Raw genomic sequence first — 24,119 nt, 5'->3', positions numbered from 1 at the left:
TGTCAGTAAGGGACTTCCAAATAAAAAAATACCCAATAAATTTACGAAAAAGCTCTCTCTCCTCATTCCTCTGTGTTCTCTGTGTCTGGAGTGGTAGCCTGCGGCAAGCCCTCCGGGTTCGGGGGTGACGCTCCTAACGTCGCTAACGCTGCGCTAACGCAATCGACGGGAACCGCCAAGACTGCGACCCCCTCACCGCTTTGCGTCTACGTTTATTTGGGTAATTTATTTCTTGGAAGTCCCTAATGTAACAACCGTTATCAATACTCAAGTTAAGGGCATACTAAGCGTATAAATTTCTGCCATGAAACTTGTGCGGTAAGGTAAGTACAAATGGATGCGATCGCCATAATTCCCCGATATCAACTAATAGAAAAACTCTATGCTGGCTCTAGAACAGTGGTCTATCGAGGCATAAGAGAAGTAGATCAGCTTGGCGTTGTGGTCAAATTGCTACAGCGCGACTACCCAACCTTCAGTGAACTGTTGCAGTTTCGTAACCAGTATACCATTGCCAAAAATCTAGATAGTCCGGGGATTATTCGTCCATATAGTTTAGAAACCTACCGCAATAGCTATGCATTAGTGATGGAAGATTTTGGCGGTACTTCACTACGAGACTATGTTCAAAATCAACCACTAGCATCAACGGAGTTTTTGGAAATTGCCATCCAACTTGCGGATATCCTCAACTATCTGCACCATCACCAGATTATCCACAAAGACATCAAACCTGCAAATATCTTAATTCACCCAGAGACAAAGCAAGTTAAAATCATCGATTTTAGTATTGCTTCATTATTACCCAAAGAAACCCAGGAAATTAAAAATCCTAATGTTCTAGAAGGGACACTAGCCTATCTTGCACCAGAACAAACTGGACGGATGAATCGAGGGATTGATTATCGGGCAGATTTCTATGCACTGGGAGTCACTTTTTTTGAATTGTTGACGGGACAACTGCCATTTTTGACTGATGATCCAATGGAGTTGCTACATTGTCATATTGCCAAACAACCGGATCAATTTAAAATTAAAAATGACGCTCTCTACGAGACGCTGCGCGTAGCTTGCTTCTCCGAAGGAGTACGCGGACTCGCTAACGCTGCGCTAACAACATTCAAAAATGAAGAAACAGTTCCCCAAGTTCTCTGTGACATTGTGATGAAGTTGATGGCAAAAAATGCTGAAGACCGCTATCAGAGTGCATTGGGTTTGAAATATGATTTGCAAACTTGTCTAGAACAACTCAATTTTACAGATAAGATTAAGACCTTTAAAATTGCAACCAGGGATGTGTGCGATCGCTTCCTCCTCAGAGAAAAATTATACGGACGAGAAAACGAAGTTCAGCAACTACTAGCAGCCTTTGAGAGAGTCGCTAACCCCCCTGAATCCCCCCTTGGTAAGGGGGGACTAAGGGGGGTTGAACTGATGTTAGTAGCAGGTTTTTCCGGTATTGGTAAAACTGCTGTAGTTAATGAGGTTCATAAACCCATTCTTAAACAACGGGGTTATTTCATTAAAGGTAAATTTGACCAATTTAATCGCAATATTCCCTTCTCTGCATTTGTGCAAGCTTTTCGGAATTTAATGATGCAGTTGTTAACAGAAAGCGACCAACAGCTACATCAATGGAAAACTAGTATTCTGGAAGCTGTCGGCGAAAATGGACAAGTAATTATTGAAGTTATTCCTGAATTAGAAATAATTATTGGTCAACAACTACCTGCACCAAAGTTATCAGGAAATGGGGTACAGAATCGCTTTAATTTACTATTTCAGAAGTTTGTAGAGGTATTTACAACTAAAGAACATCCCCTAGTGATGTTCTTAGATGATTTGCAGTGGGCAGATTCAGCCTCTCTGAAGTTGATGCGATTCAAATCCAATCTTATTTAGCTCAAAGTCGTTTTGATAATTCAATTCAGACTGCGATCGCACTACTGAATCTTTTAGGTATTAAACTCTCTCCTCAAGCAAGTCAAACCCAAACATTACTCGGTTTAGGCAAAATAACATTACGATTGCTAGGTAAATCTCCGTTAGCTTTAATTGACTTGCCTAACATGACTGGGGGCGAACAACTAGCAGCAATCCGAATTCTGGCTAGTACGAATTCAACGGCTTATATTGCTCGTCCAGATTTACTACCACCAATTATTTTGAGCGAAGTCAATTTATCAATGCAGTATGGTAATGCGGCAGAATCTGCATTTGGCTATGCCTGGTATGGATTGATTCAGTGTGGTGTTGTCGGTAATATTCAAGCAGGTTATGAATTTGGTCAATTAGCATTACAAGTTCTGGAAAAATTTAATGATCAGGAATTAAAAGCTAAAACCTTTTTCATTGTTGAAACATTTGTCAATCACTGGCATCAACACCTTCAAGAGACAATTGCACCGTTAATCGAAGCTTATCAAATAGGTTTAGAAACGGGAGATATTGAATATGCCTCATGGGCTAGTTATAGTTGTAATTTTCATGGGTATTTTCTCGCTCAGGAATTATCTGAGTTAGATAAACAGATGGGAGATTATGCTGAAGTATACAAGCAATTTAAACAGGAAAAACCTTACACATATATAAATACATTTCGTCAAGCCATCAAAAATCTGTTGGGGGAATCTACTAATCCTAGTAAATTATCAGGTTCTGTTTATGATGCCAAAACCATTCGCACATTACAAGAACAAGCAGGCGATCGCACTGGATTAAGTTTTAGCTATGCCAATGAATTAATACTTTGCTATCTGTTTGAAAATTATGCTGAAGCCTCAGAGGCAGCGATTAATGCCATAACTTATTTAGATGGGGTAACATCGGCAGCAGTAGTACCAATAGTTTATTTTTATGATGCATTAGCAAAACTGGCTCTTTATCCACAATCAACCGTTATTGAGCAAAAACAAATTATTAAAAAAGTAAGTTCCCACCAAAAAAAGTTGAAAAAATGGGCGCATCATGCCCCAATGAATCATCAGCACAAATTTTACTTAATTGAGGCAGAACGGCATCGAGTTTTACAGCAAAAAAACAAAGCAATCGAATTGTATGATCGCTCTATCTCCCTCGCCAAAGAAAACGGCTATATCCAAGAAGAAGCCATCGCCAACGAACTTGCAGCCAAGTTATACCTAGAATTGGGAAAAGAAAAAGTAGCTCAGGCATATATGCAAGAAGCTTACTATTGCTATGCCAAATGGGGCGCTAAGGCAAAAACTGATGACTTAGAAAAACGCTATCCTCAGCTACTCCAACCTATTCTGCAACAACAAAAACTCAACTTCAACTCTCTAGAAACTATAGCCGCTATTGGCAGCACTTCAATTTCCAAATCAAGACTTAGTTCTAGTTCTAATAATATTAGTATTTCTGATGTCTTAGATTTTGGATCTGTCCTCAAAGTAGCTCAAGTCATTTCCCGCAGCATCCAATTAGACGAATTAATCGCTAATCTCACTAAACTTATTTTGGAAAATGCTGGAGCCAGAAAATGTGTATTAATTCTACCAGATAAAAATGAATGGCAAATTCAAGCGATCGCCTCTATTAATCCCGGTAATCAGCAACTGACAACAGTTCTTTACTCACAAAGATTAGATGATTGTCAAGAGGTTCCTGTACAACTGATTCAATACGTTAAGCATACATTAGAACCTCTTGTAATTGACAATTGCCAAACCGAAATCAGTGGTGTAATTGGCGATTATATGTTGCAATATCAACCTAAAAGTGCTTTGTGTATACCAATTCTCAATCAAGGGCATTTAGTTGGAATTATTTATCTAGAAAACAGCTTAACTCAAGGTGTATTTACAGTTGAGCGGCTAGTAGTTATTAACTTTCTTTGTACCCAAGCCGGAATTTCTCTAGAAAATGCTCGACTTTATCAACAGTCGCAACAAGCATTGCAAGACTTACAAAAAGCTCAATTGCAACTTGTACAAAGTGAGAAAATGTCAGCATTGGGTAATTTAGTTGCAGGTGTCGCCCATGAAATTAACAATCCTGTAGGCTTTATTGCCGGAAATATTACCCCAGCATTAGATTATCTCAAAGACATTTATTTACAACTAAAGGAGTTGGTCAAGGTACAGGATTAGGATTAGCGATCGCTCGTCAAATTGTGGTAGAAAAACATGGTGGTCAAATCATTGTGCAGTCTGAAGTTGGTGAAGGCACACAATTTGTGTTGGCTCTGCCCACCGCAGGTATCGTCATCCCTGTGAATTGAAGGAGGCAGGGCTATTTCGTTCTATACAGAAACCGCCCAGAACTGAAGTTCAGCGGCTCATAGCTAAAGTCCGTTAAAACGGACTAAGCTAATCGTCAACCCCTTCGGGGAATTCAAAATTCACGCATTCAAAATTCACGCATTATTAATCCCCAAAGGATTTATCCGGGGGCTTGATACTTCTGATGCTGCGCTTTTTATACCTCCATTAATAAATTCTTGGCGCAAGACCGTTGCACGAACATTCAATTTCAAGTTCAAAATTCAGATAATAAAGAAGTGAAAATTGAAAAATTATTTAATTAATTTTGAATTTTGAATTGATAATTTTGAATTTCGAGAAGCGACGGTCATTTATTTTTCCAGATTGATTCGCTTGTAGTAAGCGGCTCCAGTCCTGCTTTTATGCAACTTAAATGCTCATTAGGGACTTCCAAATAAAAAAATACTCAAAAAACTCTCTCCTCCTTATTCCTCTGTGTTCTCTGCGTCTCTGTGGTTCGTTTATTTGGATAATTTATTTCTTGGAAGTCCCTTAGCTTATAACCTTTTGTTAGTCGTCTAAAGACGACTTTCGCTATTAGACTCAGAATTCATTCTGAGGCGGACTAGATGAGAATGTTACAAAAATGTGGGTAATTCCAACCTCATGCCTTCTTCACTCATTGTTATTTTTGGATTTACGTTGTAATTGTTTTAACGATTGATACATATCTGGCAGGCGATTATAAACAGCACATACCTTGAGATATAGTTTGTAAGGAATGGCTGGAGATCCGCAGACAACTTCTCCTGGTGCAACATCGCTGTGAATTCCACTTTGAGCAGATGTCATCGCCCCATCTCCAATCTTCACTTGATTGGCTATTCCTGTTTGTCCAGCCAAAATAACGTGATTTCCCAGCTTAACACCTCCGGCCATGCCAACCTGACCTGCGATCGCACAGCCTGCACCAATTTGGCAACCGTGACCTATTTGCACTAAGTTATCAATTACTGTATTGCAGCCTATCCGTGTTTCTCCAACGGCTGGGCGGTCAATGGCACTGTTGCAGCCAACTTCCACGCCATCTTCTAAGACTGTACAGCCAGATTGTTCCATTTTCAACCAACCAGTACGAGTAGGAACAAAACCAAAGCCTTCTGCACCAATGACAGCACCACTATGAATCACACAATCTGCACCGATGCGGGTGCGTTCGTGGATGGTACAGTTAGCGTGCAAGGTGGTGCGATCGCCTATTTTGGCATCTGGATAAATCACCACATTGGGATGAATAATTGCCCCATCGCCAATTTCTACCCCTTGTTGAATCACAGCATGGGGGCCAATGTAAACATCACTACCAACTTTTGCGGTGGAGTGAATCACAGCAGTGGGATGAATTTCTGGGATAGGCCGATATGGTTGATAAAAAAGTGCGATCGCTTTGGCAAACAATAATCGCGGATCTGGGGTTGCTAGCCAGACAATACCGCTCTCTTGTGCAAGCACCTGTAATTTTTCATCCTGGGGCAAAATTAAAGCACTAGCATTGGTCTTGCCGATAAAAGACCCAAACTTTGCCCCTTCTACGTAGCTGAGAGTACCGATAGTAGCTTCATCAATGGCTGCTACCCCTATAATTTCTGGGTCATCGTCTGGGTTGCTAGTCAAACTATGATTGATAGCGGCATCACCAAATTGGCCGAGGATTTCGCTGAATTTCATTGTTGGATATATTCAAAAGTAATTTCGTAGACGCATAGCATAGTGGAAGCCAGCGCGTTGCTGGGGTTCCCACGGCAGTCGCTCATGGGGGAAACCCCCAAGACTGCGCTGCCTCCCCGTTGTAGCAACTGGCAAACACAAACTAAATAGTACTAGTACAGCGTGGCGGAAATGAAGATACCATTCTCAATCGTTCAAAGCCCTAAAATAAATGACTTTTGACTTTTGACTTTTGCGTAGCGGTACTAGCCCTTTCAAGGTAGGTAAAAATTTTGGTTAATAAATTCCTCTTTAAACTCTTTACTCTGTGTCCTCTGCGCCTCTGCGGTTTAAAAATAATTTATTTAACCTTATTAGCCGCAGAGAGCGCTGAGAAAAAACAATCTTATTTTACGAGTCATCTTGAAAGGGCTAGGTCGTGTTTTCAAACCTCTCTTTAAGCACCCTAGTCTTTGAAGATCCCCCCAACCCCCCTTTCCAAGGCTTGCTCTTAGAGTTTCTTTTCCCCCCTTTTTAAGGGGGGTTAGGGGGGATCTTCGAGTTTGAAAACAGTCCCTAGTCCTACTAAAATCCTAATTTCTCCAATACTGGCTTTGTAGAAACAACGTGGCGATCTAAACCCAGTTCTTTTGGACTAACCCCAAGTGCCAAAGCAATCAACTGGGGTAAATGCAGCACTGGTAAACCTAACTTTTGCTCAATCACCTTTTCCACCTCTGGCTGACGCGAATCTAAATTTAAGTGGCACAAAGGACAAGGTGTAACTATACAGTCAGCACCAGATGTCAAAGCGTCCTGAATATGCATCCCCGCCATCTTGAAAGATTGGGTAGTGGCATAACTAGCCAGGGGCCAACCACAACATTGTGTCCGGCCTCGGTAATAAATTGGTGTCGCATCCACCGCCCGAAACATATTTTCCATCGCTTCCGGTTGGAACGGGTCATCATAGGGCATAGATTTTTGGGCGCGGAGGAGATAACAGCCATAAAAAGCCGCGCATTTTAATCCAGTTAACTTCCGGGTGACACGTTTGGTAATTTCCTCTAAACCGTAATCTGTTACCAAGGCGTAGAGAAGATGTTTAACGTCGGTAGTGCCGCGATAAGGTGAACAGCCTTCTTTATCCAGTAAGCCATTAACCTGTTGAATGTAGGCAGGGTCAGAAGTCTTACATTCTTTCAGGTGTTCGTTGACATGACCAATAACACCTTGACAAGTGCTGCAATGGGTAAGTAAGGGCAAATTTAATTCTTCTGCTAGGGCAATATTTCTGGCGTTAACTGTATCTTCCAGCAGTTTAGAATCTTCTTTAAATGTCCCAGATCCGCAGCAAGCAGCTTTTTTAAGTTCAACTAGTTCAATGCCCAGTGCTTGGGTAAGCGCTTGAGTTGACTGGTAAAGTTCCCGACAGGCCCCTTGGGCAACACATCCAGGAAAATAAGCGTATTTGAGTGTCTGAGATAGCATAGAGGTATGTTTGGGTTAGAGCGATCGCTCTAAAACAATAACTGTTTTATTATTCCTTGTTAGCATTTAAGCTCTGATGTTTGATGTTCACCGTCTCTTTAACCGTCTAGGTTCAAAGCCGCAGCGTCTATATATTTTGATTGCTAGCAAGGCTTTAAATACTGACCGAGACATTGTAAAAAAAGTTAGCAATAATTGGACAACCGAAACATTTACATGCTGTTGGCAATGGCGTAGCCCACTCCCCTACCCAATTCTAAGAAAACTTACCCGATTCTCTTGAGGAAAGGGAGGGATTTTCTAACAGAAAAACCCTTGGTAGTATACGGGCGATCGCGCTTGACGATAAGATGTATATGCTCAAAACAATGTTTCCCATAAAGAGCAGAACCTAGCAACTGGTTAAGGACTTTTATTATTTATGAGCCAAACGGAACTTTTTGATAAGGTCAAAAAAATCGTCGCCGAACAATTGAGTGTCGAAGATGCTACCAAAATCACACCCCAGTCCAAGTTTATGGACGATCTAGGAGCAGATTCCTTGGATACTGTTGAACTGGTGATGGCCTTGGAAGAAGAATTTGATATCGAAATTCCCGACGAAGCTGCCGAGCAGATTTTAACGGTTCAAGACGCAGTAGATTACATCAATAACAAAGTTACCGCATCAGCTTAAAAAAGTTTTGAGTCTTTGAAGTTTAGATGGCAATGCCATGCCCCCTCTGGGCATCTAGGCAAAAACCACTGCTTTAACTTTTCACTGAGTGCTGAGAGACGCGATTAATCGCGTCTGTACAGGGTTTAGGAGTTAGAGTTTTAGGAGGCAAAAGTTCGGAGTTTTCTCCATCTTTGGGTGCTTCCAAAACTCAGAACTCAGACTCAGAACTCAGCACTGTTTAATGCCTGCTGCTTTTTCGCCACCTTTAACTGAATCATGACAGATTATACACGTAAACGCGTTGTTGTAACTGGTGTTGGCGCGATTACACCTATCGGTAACACAGCAACAGAATATTGGGATGGATTATTGAGTGGACGCAATGGCATTGACTACATCACATTTTTTGATGCGTCTCGCCATGATTGCCGCCTTGCTGGTGAAGTAAAAAACTTCGATCCACATGATTACTTGGAGCGCAAAGAGGCCAAGCGCATGGATCGATTTGCCCAATTTGGGGTTGCGGCAGCAAAACAGGCTTTAGCTAACGCGCAGTTAGTTATTAATGAACTGAATGCAGAACAGGTAGGTGTCATGATCGGTTCTGGCGTTGGTGGCATTAAGGTATTAGAAGACCAGCAAACTATCTACCTCAACCGTGGGCCCGATCGCTGTAGTCCATTCATGATACCGATGATGATCGCCAATATGGCAGCAGGATTAACGGCAATTCACACGGGTGCTAAAGGGCCAAATTCCTGCCCAGTAACTGCCTGCGCTGCTGGCTCTAACGCTGTAGGCGATGCTTTTCGCTTAATTCAAGGGGGATATGCCCAGGCGATGATTTGCGGCGGAACAGAGGCAGCTGTGACACCATTATCGATGGCTGGGTTTGCCGCTTGCAAAGCCCTCTCTTTTCGCAATGACGATCCGCATAAAGCTTGCCGTCCCTTTGATAGCGATCGCGATGGATTTGTCTTGGGTGAAGGTTCAGGAATTTTAATTCTAGAAGAACTGCAACACGCCCTCAGTCGCGGCGCTCACATTTATGCCGAAATGATCGGCTATGGTATGACCTGTGACGCTTACCATATCACTTCCCCTGTCCCTGGTGGACTCGGAGCCGCTAGAGCAATAGAACTAGCGCTCAAAGATGCCAACATAACTCCCGAACAAATTAGCTATATTAATGCCCACGGCACTAGTACCCCAGCTAATGATTCAACTGAAACCTCAGCCATCAAAAAAGCTTTGGGAGAACATGCCTATAAGGTGGCAATTAGCTCCACCAAATCGATGACAGGTCATTTATTGGGCGGTTCTGGAGGTATTGAAGCAGTCGCAACAGTGCTGGCGATCGCTAATGACCAAATTCCACCGACAATAAATCTAGAAAATCCCGATCCAGAGTGTGACTTAGATTACGTGCCTAACTTTAGCCGCGCTCAAAAAGTTGAGGTGGCAATATCCAATTCTTTTGGGTTTGGCGGTCATAATGTCACACTGGCCTTTAAGAAATACGTTTAAAAGAATTCAGGAGTCAGAATTCAGGAGTCAGAATTCAGTAGTTTTATCCGACTCTGCTCGTTTGCCCCCTGCCCCCTGCCCCCTGCCCCCTGCCCCCTGCCCAAAGTATCATAGATATCATTCCGATATAACTTAAGCGTTCAGCATGACCCAATTATCAGCTTGATTTATCACCAGAAACTCAGGAGATCCCGCTTGTCCATCGACAAGCGGGAGTGGGATGATGAGGATACTGTGGGGAATCTAAAATAACCCCAACAAGAGAAGCTACGAAGAGTGCTAACCCGTCGTTAAAAACAAGAGATTATGACTGTTGCAACCCAATCCGCCAAAGAATTGTCCGTCGAAGAACTGGCTATTAACTCGATCCGCTTCTTGGCTATTGATGCCGTAGAAAAAGCAAAATCGGGACACCCAGGACTACCAATGGGTGCGGCTCCGATGGCTTTTGTCCTCTGGGATCGCTTTTTGAAGTTTAATCCCAAGAATCCCAAATGGTTTAACCGCGATCGCTTTGTCTTATCAGCCGGTCATGGCTCGATGTTGCAGTACGCCCTACTGTACCTGACAGGCTACGATAGCGTCACCATTGAAGATATCAAGCAATTCCGTCAATGGGAATCCAAAACCCCCGGACACCCCGAAAACTTCATGACCCCAGGCGTGGAAGTCACAACTGGCCCCTTGGGTCAAGGAATTGCCAATGGAGTTGGTTTAGCGATCGCCGAAGCGCACCTGGCCGCTAAATACAACAAACCCGATACCAAGATTGTTGACCATTACACCTACGTGATTGTGGGTGACGGTTGCAACATGGAAGGAATTTCCGGTGAAGCTTGTTCTTACGCAGGACACTTGGGATTAGGCAAACTCATCGCTCTGTACGACGACAACCACATCTCTATCGATGGTTCCACAGATATAGCATTTACCGAAGATGTTTCTAAGCGCTTTGAAGCATACGGTTGGCACGTCCAACACGTCAAAGATGGCAATACCGATTTAGAAGCGATCGCCAAAGCCATTGAAGCAGCCAAAGCTGTTACCGATAAGCCTTCTTTCATCAAGGTGACAACCACCATCGGTTATGGTTCCCCCAATAAAGCAAACACCGCTGGTGTTCACGGCGCTGCCCTTGGTGGAGACGAAGTAGCATTGACTCGGAAAAATTTGGGTTGGGAATACGAGCCTTTCGTAGTCCCAGAAGAAGCCCTCAACCACACGCGCAAAGCAGTAGAACGTGGCGCAGGTTACGAAACCGAATGGAACAAGACTTTTGCGGACTACAAAGCTAAGTATGCCCAAGAAGCGGCTGACTTTGAACGCTATATAAGCAGCAAACTACCTGATGGTTGGGATAAAGTACTACCCACCTACACCCCAGAAGACAAAGGACAGCCCACCCGCAAACACTCAGAAATCTCCCTCAACAAACTAGCGGCAGTTTTACCTGAATTGATTGGTGGTTCCGCTGACTTGACCCACTCCAACCTTACCGAAGTCAAGGGCAAAGGCGACTTCCAAAAAGGGCAATACGAAAATCCCAACATCCACTTTGGTGTACGGGAACATGGTATGGGCGCAATCTGTAATGGGATAGCGCTGCACAGTTCGGGATTAATTCCCTACGGTGCTACCTTCTTGATCTTCACAGATTATATGCGTGCTGCCATCCGCTTATCCGCGCTTTCCCAAGCTGGGGTGATTTGGGTGATGACTCACGATTCCATTGGACAAGGTGAAGATGGCCCCACACACCAACCCATTGAAACTCTGGCTTCCTTGCGAGCTATTCCTAATTTATTAGTGTTTCGTCCCGCAGACGGTAACGAAACCTCTGGCGCTTATAAAATAGCGATCGAGAAAGCGAAGCAAAACGCTCCGTCTCTGTTGGCGTTCACCCGTCAAAACGTTCCCAACTTGGCTGGTACATCGGTTGAGGGTGTGGCGAAGGGTGGATACACAGTAGTTGATAGCGAAGGTACACCCGATATCATCCTGATTGGTACTGGTTCAGAATTGAGCCTCGCCGTCAGCGCAGCCGAAAAACTTACAGCCGAAGGTAAGAAAGTTCGTGTCGTCTCGCTACCTTCATGGGAACTGTTTGAAGCACAGGATGCGGCTTATAAAGAGTCCATTTTGCCGAAAGCTGTCACCAAGCGTTTGTCTGTAGAAGCTGGTAGCAGTTTCGGTTGGCACAAATACGTGGGTACTGAAGGCGATACTGTTAGTATCGATCGCTTTGGTGCTTCAGCTCCAGGTAATGTTTGTTTAGAGAAGTTTGGCTTTAGCGTTGATAATGTATTAGCTAAGGCTAAACAATTGTTGGGTTAATAGCAACAGAATATTCTCAAAATAGTGTGGGGTGGGCTGAAAGGCCCGCCTTTTTTTCGCAGAGGGGCGCTGAGAAAGATTGTTTATAATTGAGGTAATTATTTGATGAATGGAGGAAATTATGCAGGAACTTTCGAGGGAGAAAAAAGAACTTCTAGCTCGAATAACAAAAATAGTAGAACATTTGATGCAAAAGGATAGTAGCTATCAGTATTACTTAGATAAAGATAAAGCTATTCAAATGATATTTAAATACTATTGTGAGAAAGTTTCTATAAAGGAACTAAAAGCTATGTCTGATTTCAGATTAACAGGGTTTGTTGAGGGACATCTGATGACTTTGTTATTGATCGAAGGGGAAGATGATATAGACCTTAAAGCAATGTTTTATGTTTAGATATAGTAAATTTCTAAGTAGAAAAATTATGTTTTCTTTATATAACTTAATATAATGATTAGGGGCAAGCTGATCGCGTTATGATCTACAATGCACTATACTTTTATAGTACAATAGTACTGAATTAGTCAAAAATTATTATTTATACTGAGAGGCAGTATGAAAGCAGAGCTTCTCAAGAGATTTTTTAGAGCGATCGCTAGTTCAGATCAAGACGCGATTGATAAGCTCACATACCTAGTGATTGAGGAAGAACGCAGTAAGGGACATACTCTCTTAGCTGACCAGTTAGAGAATATCACTAAAAAAAGCCAGAAAGAGAAGCCTACTAACATCAGCAAACCTGCTTCTTCAGTACCAGAAAACTTACAGACATTAACTGAATTATCAACCAGTAAGCGATTTAATCTTCCTCTAGTAACTATCATACCAAGGGATCATTTGCGGCATCACATGGTGTTGCCAATAAATATTGAGAAACGTTTCTGCCGAATTGAACGCGAATATGCGGCAAGAGATAGGCTTGCTCATCATGGATTGCGTTACAGACAAAAAATTCTTCTATATGGGCCTCCTGGCTGTGGAAAGACGCTAGGAGCAGAACGTTTAGCTTGGAATACAGGATTACCACTCCTGAAAGTTCGGTTTGATGCAATGGTGTCGTCTTTTTTAGGCGAAACTGCCAGCAATTTAAGACTTGTATTTGAGGATGCCTCAAAAAGTCCATGTTTATTGTTTCTTGATGAATGTGACTCAATTGCTAAGACACGAGAAGACTCTCAAGAAGTAGGAGAAATTAAGCGAGTAGTCAATACATTTCTTCAAATTTTGGATGAGTATCAACCCTCTTCAGGGCTTTTAGTAGCAGCAACGAATTTGAATAAATCTCTGGATACTGCTCTTTGGAGAAGATTTGATGATTTGATCGCAGTACCCAAACCCGGAGAACAGGAGCTAGAATTTATACTAAAGGAAACACTATCTGCAATTGAAGTGGGATCTATCAACTGGCCAAGGATCATTGAGCAGATGAGAGATTTTTCTGCGGCTCAAGCTGTAAGGGTTGCACAAGATGCAGCTAAAAGAGCAATCCTTGAGCGAGAGGAGCTAGTGATTCAGGAACACTTAGAAGAAGCGATCGCAGAAATCAAAGTTTTTTAGTATTAAATTTTGGTGTCGGAGAAATAAATGGTTGAAGGTTCTCAGGGTTTTCCGCATATCCAGCTTAGGCTGACAACAGAAGGACGTGCTGCATCGCCACCAGGAGGAGGAAAAAAGAATCCTATAACAGTCGTTAATCTGGGTAATCGCCAAGGACATGGAAGTAAACTCAAAGGTTCGGTTGAATCCTTAATATTCGATTGGCAAATTACATGGTTGCGCTGGTGGGATAATCAGGGTAATTTGCTACCAACAGGATGGGAGCGATCGCACCAAACAGAAGCGCGATCGCAACGCTTGGCTGCTAAACTAAGAGAATTAAATATTAACCCCGACGAGTTAGTTTAATTATTTTGTCAACTATCTTTAGATAGATAGGGTAAACAGTACGCGATTTATCATCAGAAATCGCTTGCTAGTACTGAAAAAATCAAACTTTCATACCTAAAAATATACAATGCATCTTTAGTTTATTTTGTCAATGTGTAATCTCTAGTATCGCCTAAGAAATCAGCAAGCCCTTCTCAAGGCTTAATTTATATTCATGCTTTCAGGTGATGCAGTTATGACTTTATAAATGGGATTATGTATATGTCCTCAAACAATAGATAGTTGCTGTTGTCCAATTGAAAAAATATGATTTTCTCTGACTCCAGTAACTTTAGATTTATCCAATTGTTTGATGTTTTGAGAAGGTAACACAATGAATAATATCCTAAAACGCACACTTCTACCCAGCCTCATGGCTGCAAGTTTAGCTGGTGTCACTATAATTCCTGCTAAACCAGCTGCGGCTGATGACCGAGTATTAAGAGATGCAGGTATTGGGGCTGTTACCAATGTAGTAACCGGAGCAGTTAGAGGAAATGGTCGTGTATTAGACAATGCTGTTAAAGGTGGTGTCACTGGTGCGGCTGTCAATGGTGCAAATGGTCTAAGAAACAATCGCCGTAACCGCAGCGTTGTTCAAGATATCGGAGTCGGTGCAGGCGCTAGCGCAGTGACTGGCGTAATTACTGGCGATGGCAAAGATACCCTTGGGAATGCTGTTGATGGTGCAGCTGTAGGTGCAGCAATCCATCTACTAACCAAATAAATAATTCGTAAATTCATCAGCTAAAATACTTCCCAACTGCTAACGGGTTGCACTTGTAAAAACTACGAACTTATCCCTCCCCTAATTCCTCTCCTTTTTGGATGAGCAAACACAACCCCCTTTCCCTAGTAGGGAAAGGGGGTTGGTGGGTTAGATTTATATTGGGATATATGCCACCATCAGGTTCAGATGACTTTAAACTTAATAGTAAACTCTAGCCCTTCAACGCCTTTCTAAAGTTTCGACGATAGGATTGATTTGTAATAAACAAAGCTGGCCATAGCAAAGATAAACCAATGCGATTGGTCAAAGTTGGATTAAAATTAGTCCGTCCAAACCCATTCCAAAACTTCCAAACGCCGCCTCCGTAAACTACTATCAAGGCAAAAATAATAAAGTTACCCATTGCTATCAACTCCGTTAGTAACTGACAGAATTTAAGTTAAGTTTTACCAAACGAGGTAAGCACATCATAACCAATACCAAGAAGGTATGACTAAACTCCTTAGCCTCGAACATCTAAGTTAGTTAAACACACATTCTCTTATTCCAGTGTAGATTAGCCTTACGCATCGCAGCTAGTTATCACTGGTGGTAAGCTAACTCAAAGGGCGTAAAAGCCTTATTTATGGGGTGTTTGGGCGATACATGTTGCTTGTAGAACAATCAAGCCTTTAGTTTCTAAGACAAAACAGCGCTGTAAAATGCCTAAGAGAGCAGGATTAGTTCCCTGTTGTAGCTTTAAAGAGATATCTTTTGCTATCGATTGCCACTGGATAAACCAAAGATTCATAGCGATATATTCAGGTGTAAATGCTGATTGCTTCAGTACAAAAAAGTCTATCCCATATTTCTGAATGAAATTTTGTAATTCTCTTTACCTCGAAAATTGACTCCAATCTGCCTGATAACTGCAAAATTCGGCGCACTATCCTTATGCTTCATCTACCCAATAAAGATAATATCGTTCACTATCCACCCAGCCTCTCTGAAAATCTTTGATTGGAACAATTTTCAAATCATTGCGGTTGACATTCAGCTTACTATTTAAAATCAGCAAAATTTTCTTTTGCTCATCTTGATTTTTGAGTAGAGAATTAATTTGGCTTAATATCTCAGCTTGTTCGACACCTTTACGACCGTTTTTAAATAGGGTAAAGCTTCCCATTTTTTGAATCTCAGGATAGTAAAACTTTCGATTGAGATAACCCGATAAAGGAGCCATATTTGCATCTCGACTGGCAACAATAAACTCATTATCTAACCCAGCTTTTTGAATATATTGAACTGTTTCCCGACTGGCAGAAAATGGTACAACTAAATCTCTTGAAAAACTAGAAATACCTCCCAAAAACTGGACATAAAGAATTAGCATCAAAGCGACATGATGCCATTTTTGAACAAATATAATTGAATTTGGACGAACAGAAAACTTATTGAGTATAACCATAGAGTCTTGATAATAACTTTCCAGCCATAAAGCCGCTATCAGAACTAAATAGAAATGTCCAAAATGCCGAGGCATACCTGTAAATCTGAAGTATGTAAAGGCAAATATTACAGAATTACCTATAATGTAGAAAAACAATGTAACTGGCTTTTTAGATAATTTAATCAAGGTTAAAATTACAATGGAGAGAGCAATTATCGCACAAATAATTAAATCAAGCCATCTTTTGTGTTGAGGAATAATTAATAAATAACCACCAAATATTCTACCTATGCTTCTGAAGAAATGACGGATATCTAATTGTATTACCCAACCATTATTTAACCCACCATGAAGATAACTATCTGTCGGAGGAGTAATAATATAAATGGATAAAATAAAAGAAAATGTGATAATTACAAGACTTAAAAATAAGTCGTATTTTTGGCTTTGACTAAAATACTGCTGGCGATGTTCACTATCAAAACAAAATTCAGCTAGCAAAGTCAATGATAAAGAGAATGATACCAATAAACCATAAGCACTACTATTTGCTACTAAACCCAATAAAATTGCCAAATAAGTATAAGTTATTTTTCTGGATGAAAAAACTGTACAGAATGCAAAAATAAACAACATACTAAAGGCATAGTTTCGAGAAATTAAAAGATATTCGTAAAAAGGAAAGAAACCAAAGGAAAAAAGAAACTTTTGTTGATAGCTAAAAGGACTATATAGGCAAAAAAGAGTAACCGAAACAACAGTAATTGCCAAATGAAAAATTTGCATAATAATCGGATTATCGACTATTCTTCTCAGAAGTTCCAGAGAAAAATACCATAGAAGAGGATGACCTTCATAACGAATATTTGCAATTAAATCCCCTAAAGATTCACTATCTCTGACAATGAGCCAGGGATTTAGTTCATCTCGCCACATGGAATGGTTGAGAATACCTATTAAACCAAGAACAGAAAAAATAATGATAATAAACCAAGGAGAATGAAAAGGTAATCTCGAAGTATATTTGATGAGTTTTTTGTTTAGCATTGTTAGTTAAAAATCTTTCTAAAAATGCTATCACAATCTGAGAGAAAACTTATTCATCAAAATATTATCCTGATTCTTTAACTATTCAGACGAATGGATTCTTCCTGATTTCTACTTATAACTTTCTGGCATACCTACTGGTGATAAACCCGCGATCGCTCGTAAGTTTTGGCAACGAATCAACTCGGTAAAATTTAAACTGGAACGCCCTTCAATTTTGGCTACCGCTTCAATTCCAGATAACAGATGCTGCGCTGCTTCAGCTTCTGAATAACCACGCCGTTGTGCTATACGAATTGCTGCTGCATCGGCATTTAACTCTGACTCAAGAGATTTATTAGTGCGCCAAATCCGAAAAGCAGCGATCGCACTTAATCCCCCAGCTACGGCTACACCCACCACATCTGACTGTGCTGCTTCTAATAATCCGCCTAACAGCCCCGCCAGCACCACACCTTGATAAATGTCGGGTTTAAACCACTTCACCCCCGTCAACCAGCTAACCATCTGCAACAGCAGCAAGTCTCGTTGCGGTTTTGTCAGGCGACGCCACAAATCGAAATTAATATATATCGGTCGCGCCTGATTCCAGGGTTGGGGAAAGGAGGCGTCAATCACTTTTGCTTGCTCCGGCTTACTAACGATTTTTGTCGTCATCCGACCAGAGGCAGGCATCACATCTAACAAACGACGAATTTCAACATTTGGCTCCATAAATTTAATTATTAGCCATAATGTGCATGGTAACTATTTTAGTTGTCATTCATGTTAACCTTTGATTTGTGAGATGCTCTCGCAGTCTTTCTAAATGGTTGTTTTATTGGTAAATGGCGAGAAAGTGAATAGATTCAAATCAAGCCATAAGAATATTGATTAGAGCATGTTTGAAAAGTATTTGGCTGTGATTTTAGGCACTTATCGATCCCCCCTAACCCCCCTTAAAAAGGGGGGAACCGGAATCAAAGTCCCCCAATTTATCGGGGGATTTAGGAGGATCTAAAACGTTTTGATACCGACAAGAGGACTTTTCAAACATCCTCTTAAGCAGTTTGATAGTGTGGCGGGATTTTATCGTATCCGTTTGCCGCTAAATTCAAAACCTCAAAGTTTTGGATAACCATTGCTACTACACTTGTAACAACATGGACGCTTTTGCTACCCTTCCGCCTGAATGGACGAATAAGGCAATACATGCCTATGAATTTTGCTGTCCTAATTGCCACTCAAGTAGCCGAGAAGCTGAAAAAGTTTGGCTAAATCGGCGATCGCCTGTACTTACAGAAGACCGTCGTCGCAAATGGCAAGAGTTTTACTACTGTCACTGTGGCTCTGTGTGGTGGGCTTGGAGTAGCGATCGCCCCCCAAAAGACATATCCAATCAGCCAGATTATAATCCTACATAGCTCATTTTCTTCCTAAACAAAACCCCACATTTACGTGGGGTTTTGTTTATCTAATTCTCAGCTTCATCGAAACAGAATTCAGGAGTCAAATTTCATCACCAATTTTAGAAGCTGAAGGTAGTACGTAGAGTACCTACATAGATGGTATCATTAGCGTCGTTATGTTCTGGATTGAAGATTACCAATACGCCAGGAGTTACCTGAATATTATCGGAAAGCTTGAACTTGTAAAGACCCTCTAAGTGATAAGATGTATCATCGTCTCGGTCAACATTGGTGGCGACATCTTTTACGCTACCATCAGTAACTTTGGGTGGTTGACCAAAGATAACACCTAAGACGTTGCCTTCTCCACCAAAGTCTTTCAAAGCAAGTGAGCCAGCCCAGTACCAAATATCTGCATCTGCATTAGCACCAGTCCTAGTATCAGCAGTTGTGTAACCTCCCCAACCACTAATAGCCAACGCAGAGCTAAGTTGGAAGGTAGCTTCTACACCGTAGTTGTTGGATTCAATACGAGTATTACTAGTATTAGTACTGCCAAAGGGATTATTTGCAAAAGCGCTACCTGTACCTTGGAAGAGGCTGTTGGTACTATTGCCAGCCAGGTAAGTGCGGGCATAGGTTAGACCAATATTAAAAGCTTTGCTGGGTTGGAAAGATAACTGACCGAAGATGGTGTTATCACCATTCAACAGTCCGTTATTATTGTTGGGATTATTAGCGCCAAAAGCACCATTATTAGTGGAGGGTGCTAGATAACCACCAGTCAAGCTGATAGGGCCGGTAGGATTGAAACTAACTGTCAAACCAGCGCCACCTTGACCTTGACGATATATGGGGCTGAAACGTCCAAAACGAGAGAGAGCACCTCTACCAGAGCTAGCAAAGTCAGGGTTGAATGTATTAACGTTTTCGTAGAACTCACCACCACTAGCATCAACTTTGACACGCACCGCGTCAGTCAAGTTGAAAGCATAGTTGATTTTATCTATGCTAACGCTGTTGTTAGTATTACCGTCATACCCCAACCGAGTCATGTTAGTACCAGTCACAGTACTATTATTGAAGATATTCCCAGCATTCAGACGGATTTGCAACTGGTCTTTACCAGTGAAACTGCTGTACAAGTTCAAACGAATGCGGTTATCAAAAGTGGTATTGCTGTCTAGGTCGGGGTTATTGTCAGGGTTAGTATCTGTATCAGCTCTTTGTTCACCAAAAGGCTGAGACACATTGAAAATTGCTTCTCCAACCAACTTGGTAGTAGTGGAGAACTGATTAGCTTCCAACTCAGCAGTGCGGGCTTCTAGTCCATCCACGCGACCGCGCAGGGTTGCTAGTTCAGCAGAAAATTCTTCTCGTAAGCGCTGTAAAGTAGCCAGGTCTTGTTTAGTGACTAAATCGGCAGTAGCTGTAGCAATCAGTTCGTTAACCCGATCTAAACAGGCATTCAAACCTGCGGCAAATTCATAACGGGTCAAAGCACGGTTACCACGATAGGTACTGTTGGGATAACCTGCAATACAGCCGTAGCGCTCAACTAGAGATTGTAAAGCTTGGAATGCCCAATCTGTAGGTTGCACATCCGAAAATTGCGAAACTGATGTTACCTGGCTCATGCTGTTAGAGTCTTGAGCCTCAGATAACTCGGCAACATTTGTTACTTGATCGTTGACTTCAGCAGCTACAGCGCTATTCGCAGCGAAAAATGCAGCAGCTAAAACAACCGGACTAACCTTACAAAGATTCCAGAATCGTTTTGTCATGTTATTACTCTCACTCACACCTACATAATCCAGTCATGATAAAATGCTTAAAACACTTTAATTTCAGGAATTTTACACACAATTACAGTCATGATAATACCTTTATACTGTGATAAATACAAGTCCTTTAATATAGTGCTGAACTATAATTTTGAATTAATTTATTTTGTAACCGCAAAATAATGCGGCGTTTATGACGTAAAACTGTTCCTTCTTCCTCCAACTGTTGTAGGAGTCGGGTAACTGTTACTCGCGTGGTATTTAACACTTCAGCAATATCTTGATGGGTAACATTTAAATCAATTAGCTTGCCCTTCTCTATATCACGTCCAAATTTTTCACTTAACCACACTAAAAACTGCCATAAGCGTAGCGAAATTGGTTTTCGATGCACAATGCTTAGTAGATTTTCTGCCTGTTGAATATGAGACAACAAAGCATTAATATCTTGATGCCACAAATGAGGTGGCACAATGCTTATTTCCACGCCTGTGAGACATTCAATCTGGTAGGGCTTGACCCTAGACAAAGGATAGCCAATCAGATCCCCTAGTCCCCAATAGCCGAGAGTGATAAATGTTCCATCCTCACTCCACGTTAAGGTACGAACTGCACCTTGCTCAATCCGCCAAAGTACATCATTTTGAAACGGAATTACTTCCCTACGGGTAAATATATGCTGGGGTAATTGTCCGCCCAAAGCAGAGCTATTTGACAGGACAGAAAAGTTTGAAGTAGGAGTTGTGGAATACATCATTAACCGTAACTACATAATTATCAGGGAATCTCGCTATTTACAATCATTAAGAAACTCTAATAATTTGTATTAAAATTTACCTATAGACTTGTCAGTGTATTCTTCTCAATTAGAGCTAGAGACTAACTCAAAATTTTCTTATGGAAACAACTTATACATCGAGGTATTTATCAGTAAGATAGACCGGAATTTTTCAGTTGTTTATCTGTTACTTTAATTGTGCAAGTTTAAGAATAGGTAAGCTTTTAGTAAAATATTTAGTTAACTTACTTTTAAGTATTTAATATTTTCTTAAGATTCAGGAAATACGTAGGCACAAATAATTATGAAGAGAGTAGGGTGGGTTACACTACTGCTCGGTTAAGAGTCGATCCCCCCAACCCCCCTTAAAAAGGGGGGCTTATTTTCCCCCTTTTTAAGGGGGACTAAGGGGGATCTTCAATGACTATGCACTAAAACCCGAGCAGTATTGGGGTGTGTTACGGCTTTAGCCTAACGCACCCCTATGTAATACCATTTCACTTTAATAATGATACAAATATGCTGGTAGAGGCATGGCATTGCCCATAGGTGTCAACTTAAGCTAAAACCCTCAATTTACCGTGGTTTTAGATCCCCCAACCCCGATAAATTGGGGGCAAAAGACTCTAGTTCCCCCTTTTTAAGGGGGGTTAGGGGGGATCGAAAATCTAGGTAGTACATCGAAAAATTTTGAAATGCTTATCAGACTCCGCTTTCACGTTAAGTTGACACCAATGGGCAAAGACAAGCCCCTACGAAAAATCTATATGTATCAGGGTTTTAGTGAATTGGTATAACATGGTGCATTAGGTGTTCATATCATGTTTTTTGTGACAAATCATATCAAAACATGCACTTAACACACCCTACAGTTTTATTTTTACTTTATAAATGACCTGTTATAGGATTTTATAAATTCGTAGCGAATCAATTTTAAAAAATCTGCGCTCCTAGAGCATTTAACTAATTCGCTTGAGTCGTCAGCCTTTGTTTGTAGAGGTAGTGGCTAAAGCCTGTGGACTGATGAACCGTCAATTAAGAGCGTTGACCGGTGACAATATATGCTACCCTTTGACCGATATTAGTGGCATGATCTGCCATGCGTTCCAGACAACGAATTGCCAATGCTAGCAGTACAATAGGCTCGACTACACCAGGTACATCGCGTTGTTGGGCTAAAGTCTGATAAACGCGATCATAGGCATCGTCTACAGTATCATCTAGGTGCTTTAAACGGCGTCCACCGGCTTCATCGAAATCTCCCAAAGCCTTCAAACTAGTTGCTAGCATCGACTGCGCGTGAAGGGACATAATTTCAATGTCGGGCATTGACGAATGAGGCGCGTAAGGAAAAATTTTAATTGCAATCTCAGCTAAATCCTCAGCATAATCGCCAATGCGCTCTAAGTCGCGCACCAGCTGCATAAAGGCACTCAAGCAGCGCAAATCTTGAGCCGTAGGCGCTTGCAGCGTCATAATCGCCGTACAGTCTGATTCGATTTGTCTATAAAAGCGATCGATCTTTTTATCTAATCGGGGAAGTTCCTCAGCTGCTGTTAAGTTACGAGCAAATAACGCTTGGTGGCTGAGGCGAAATGATTGTTCTACCAAAGCACCCATGCGTAAGACATCCCGTTCTAAGCGCCTAATGGCGCGTGCGAGTTCGGGTCTTTGAGGATTAGGACTGTAATCGATAGCTTTCACACTTGTTGTCTCAAAGGTGAAGATTATTATTAACTATAGTCTTGGCTTAAGGAGTTTGCCATAACTTCACAAAATTGGAGTTGCATCCACGCACCACCAGTTTCTGGATGGTTCATAGCTTTGATTGAACCACCGTGGGCGAGAATAATTTGCTCAACGATCGCTAATCCTAATCCATTGCCAACGATCGCCCCTATGGAGTTACCATCTTGTGAAGAATGGGTTCGCGCTTTATCTCCTCGATAAAATCGCTCAAAAACGTGGGGTAAATCTGCCTCAGAAAACCCGATTCCAGAATCAATAAGATTTATTTCCAGAATTGGAGAAGCAGCATCATTATCCTTTGTTGATAAGATTTTCGCTTCAACGTGAATACTTGTACCAGGAAGACTGTACTTAATGCTATTGTCTAGCAAGTTGAGAAAAACTTGGTAAATACGGGCTTGATCTGCTTTAATCCAAAGATTTTCTGGGCCAGAATAAGAAAGAGATAGATGTTGGCGCCCTGCTAAGGGTTCTAGTGTTTCCCAAACGGATGTAATTAGCGATCGCAATTCTACAGGTTTGGCTTGCAATTGCACGTTTGGGTTTGCTTCCATTTGGGTGAGGTCTAGCCAGCTTTGCACCAAGTTAATCAGTCGGTCAACTTCTTGCATTAGGCGGTTAACCCAGCGATTTAAAGGTGGTTCCAAACGGGTTTGTAAAGTTTCCGCAACCAAGCGAATCGAAGTTAGTGGCGTTCTGAGTTCGTGTGCTAAATCAGAAAAATAGCGATCGCGTACTTGATTTATATCTAATAGGGGTTGACGATTTTCTAAAAAGACTCCCACTTGTCCATTGGGTAAAGGCAAGCTAGATGCCCGCAAAGCCAAAGATTTTATTGTTGCCATCTCTGCCGCATCATCACAAGATGGATGAAATATCCATTCTCCTGTCTGTGGTTTTTGCAAATCACGAGTTTGCTCAATTAAATGGTCAAGTTCATAAGACCTTACCAACTCCAGTAACAAGCGTACCTGTTCTGGTTGCCAGTGCAGATACAAAATTTCCTGCGCCTGTTGATTGCACCACAGCAGTTGATTTTCCTCATCCACCTGCAAATATGCCACTGGTGCAAAATCTAGCAGGTCTTGGTAAGTTTGCAATGACTGCTGCAAATCTTGCCGGTTCTGCTTCACCATCGCTATTTCCTGCCGTAACCCAGGAATCAGCAGCAGTCCCATCTTGTAAGAATGCGAGGTTAACGGTCGGAGTAAGCGCCCCAGGTAACGGTTAAGTTGAACCTGTTGCCAAACCCAAAACCCAATGCCTACCGCTAAACCCAGAAAAAATCCCAATAAAAGCATTTGAGTTGTTAGTTTCTTGGTGACTACTAAAAACTAACAACTATCC

The 24,119-nt window shown here is 41.6% G+C and carries 19 protein-coding genes and 2 pseudogenes; 11 read left to right on the top strand and 10 right to left on the bottom strand.

Annotated elements, in window-relative coordinates; all coding sequences use genetic code 11:
* Positions 1–333: 333 nt before the first annotated feature.
* From LC653_RS46865 to LC653_RS46855, 3 genes and pseudogenes are all read left to right on the top strand, one after another.
* Positions 334–1,881, top strand: a pseudogene (locus LC653_RS46865) (serine/threonine protein kinase); the annotation flags it as partial.
* On the top strand, positions 1,848–4,109 hold the full coding sequence (locus LC653_RS46860; RefSeq protein WP_308189105.1) for a GAF domain-containing protein: 2,262 nt from the start codon (positions 1,848–1,850) through the stop codon (positions 4,107–4,109). The pseudogene LC653_RS46865 and the gene LC653_RS46860, both read left to right, overlap by 34 nt.
* Positions 4,097–4,240, top strand: a pseudogene (locus tag LC653_RS46855) (ATP-binding protein); the annotation flags it as partial. The gene LC653_RS46860 and the pseudogene LC653_RS46855, both read left to right, overlap by 13 nt.
* 658 nt (positions 4,241–4,898) lie before the next feature.
* Here the strand turns inward: LC653_RS46855 and lpxD are convergent.
* Both lpxD and LC653_RS19315 read right to left on the bottom strand, forming a co-directional pair.
* Positions 4,899–5,951, bottom strand: a complete 1,053-nt coding sequence (gene lpxD, locus LC653_RS19320) for a UDP-3-O-(3-hydroxymyristoyl)glucosamine N-acyltransferase (RefSeq protein ID WP_229496219.1) — start codon at positions 5,949–5,951, stop codon at positions 4,899–4,901.
* 564 nt (positions 5,952–6,515) lie between these two features.
* Positions 6,516–7,421: a CoB--CoM heterodisulfide reductase iron-sulfur subunit B family protein gene (locus LC653_RS19315; RefSeq protein ID WP_229496218.1), complete on the bottom strand. Its 906-nt coding sequence runs from the start codon at positions 7,419–7,421 to the stop codon at positions 6,516–6,518.
* Positions 7,422–7,842: 421 nt separating this feature from the next.
* Between LC653_RS19315 and acpP the strand changes: the two genes are divergently transcribed.
* The 7 genes from acpP to LC653_RS19280 all read left to right on the top strand — a co-directional run bounded on the left by acpP (position 7,843) and on the right by LC653_RS19280 (position 14,594).
* Positions 7,843–8,097 carry an acyl carrier protein gene (gene acpP, locus LC653_RS19310; protein WP_229496217.1) on the top strand — a complete coding sequence of 85 codons (255 nt, stop codon included), beginning with the start codon at positions 7,843–7,845 and terminating at the stop codon, positions 8,095–8,097.
* 258 nt (positions 8,098–8,355) lie between these two features.
* Positions 8,356–9,606 (top strand): beta-ketoacyl-ACP synthase II, encoded by a 1,251-nt coding sequence (gene fabF / locus LC653_RS19305; protein ID WP_229496216.1) that lies wholly within the window; start codon positions 8,356–8,358, stop codon positions 9,604–9,606.
* A gap of 306 nt (positions 9,607–9,912) precedes the next feature.
* A complete protein-coding gene (tkt, locus tag LC653_RS19300) occupies positions 9,913–11,940 on the top strand; it encodes a transketolase (RefSeq protein WP_229496214.1) in 2,028 nt (675 codons plus the stop codon).
* Positions 11,941–12,061: 121 nt separating this feature from the next.
* The gene (locus tag LC653_RS19295) at positions 12,062–12,337 is read left to right on the top strand and encodes a hypothetical protein (RefSeq protein ID WP_229496212.1); all 276 of its coding nucleotides are present in this window, start codon (positions 12,062–12,064) and stop codon (positions 12,335–12,337) included.
* Positions 12,338–12,496: 159 nt separating this feature from the next.
* Complete coding sequence (locus LC653_RS19290) at positions 12,497–13,498, top strand: ATP-binding protein (protein ID WP_229460625.1); 1,002 nt, start codon at positions 12,497–12,499, stop codon at positions 13,496–13,498.
* A 27-nt stretch (positions 13,499–13,525) separates the two neighbouring features.
* A complete protein-coding gene (locus LC653_RS46850; protein WP_308189103.1) occupies positions 13,526–13,846 on the top strand; it encodes a hypothetical protein in 321 nt (106 codons plus the stop codon).
* Between the two features lie 355 nt (positions 13,847–14,201).
* Positions 14,202–14,594: a hypothetical protein gene (locus tag LC653_RS19280; RefSeq protein ID WP_229496210.1), complete on the top strand. Its 393-nt coding sequence runs from the start codon at positions 14,202–14,204 to the stop codon at positions 14,592–14,594.
* 214 nt (positions 14,595–14,808) lie between these two features.
* Here LC653_RS19280 and LC653_RS19275 read toward each other — a convergent pair whose 3' ends face one another.
* From LC653_RS19275 to LC653_RS19260, 4 genes are all read right to left on the bottom strand, one after another.
* The gene (locus LC653_RS19275) at positions 14,809–15,000 is read right to left on the bottom strand and encodes a hypothetical protein (protein WP_118167650.1); all 192 of its coding nucleotides are present in this window, start codon (positions 14,998–15,000) and stop codon (positions 14,809–14,811) included.
* A 216-nt stretch (positions 15,001–15,216) separates the two neighbouring features.
* Positions 15,217–15,387, bottom strand: a complete 171-nt coding sequence (locus tag LC653_RS19270; protein ID WP_229496208.1) for a hypothetical protein — start codon at positions 15,385–15,387, stop codon at positions 15,217–15,219.
* Between the two features lie 141 nt (positions 15,388–15,528).
* A complete protein-coding gene (locus tag LC653_RS19265) occupies positions 15,529–17,073 on the bottom strand; it encodes a hypothetical protein (RefSeq protein WP_229496206.1) in 1,545 nt (514 codons plus the stop codon).
* 111 nt (positions 17,074–17,184) lie between these two features.
* The gene (locus LC653_RS19260) at positions 17,185–17,787 is read right to left on the bottom strand and encodes a DUF3318 domain-containing protein (protein WP_229496204.1); all 603 of its coding nucleotides are present in this window, start codon (positions 17,785–17,787) and stop codon (positions 17,185–17,187) included.
* 428 nt (positions 17,788–18,215) lie between these two features.
* Between LC653_RS19260 and LC653_RS19255 the strand changes: the two genes are divergently transcribed.
* Positions 18,216–18,476: a hypothetical protein gene (locus tag LC653_RS19255; protein ID WP_196528148.1), complete on the top strand. Its 261-nt coding sequence runs from the start codon at positions 18,216–18,218 to the stop codon at positions 18,474–18,476.
* A gap of 104 nt (positions 18,477–18,580) precedes the next feature.
* On the opposite strand, the gene LC653_RS19250 is transcribed toward LC653_RS19255, so the two are convergent.
* The 4 genes from LC653_RS19250 to LC653_RS19235 all read right to left on the bottom strand — a co-directional run bounded on the left by LC653_RS19250 (position 18,581) and on the right by LC653_RS19235 (position 24,073).
* Entirely contained in the window at positions 18,581–20,245 is a 1,665-nt protein-coding gene (locus LC653_RS19250; RefSeq protein WP_229496202.1) for an iron uptake porin, read from the bottom strand.
* 127 nt (positions 20,246–20,372) lie between these two features.
* Positions 20,373–21,002, bottom strand: a complete 630-nt coding sequence (locus LC653_RS19245) for a Crp/Fnr family transcriptional regulator (RefSeq protein WP_229496200.1) — start codon at positions 21,000–21,002, stop codon at positions 20,373–20,375.
* Between the two features lie 1,056 nt (positions 21,003–22,058).
* On the bottom strand, positions 22,059–22,727 hold the full coding sequence (gene phoU, locus LC653_RS19240) for a phosphate signaling complex protein PhoU (RefSeq protein ID WP_229496198.1): 669 nt from the start codon (positions 22,725–22,727) through the stop codon (positions 22,059–22,061).
* 29 nt (positions 22,728–22,756) lie between these two features.
* Complete coding sequence (locus LC653_RS19235) at positions 22,757–24,073, bottom strand: sensor histidine kinase (protein ID WP_229496196.1); 1,317 nt, start codon at positions 24,071–24,073, stop codon at positions 22,757–22,759.
* Between the last annotated feature and the right edge of the window lie 46 nt (positions 24,074–24,119).

This window comes from Nostoc mirabile CHAB5784 (genome assembly GCF_020829645.1).
Lineage (GTDB): Bacteria > Cyanobacteriota > Cyanobacteriia > Cyanobacteriales > Nostocaceae > Nostoc > Nostoc mirabile.
Note: the sequence above shows the minus strand (reverse complement) of the source record. Positions and strands in the feature narration are given on the sequence as shown.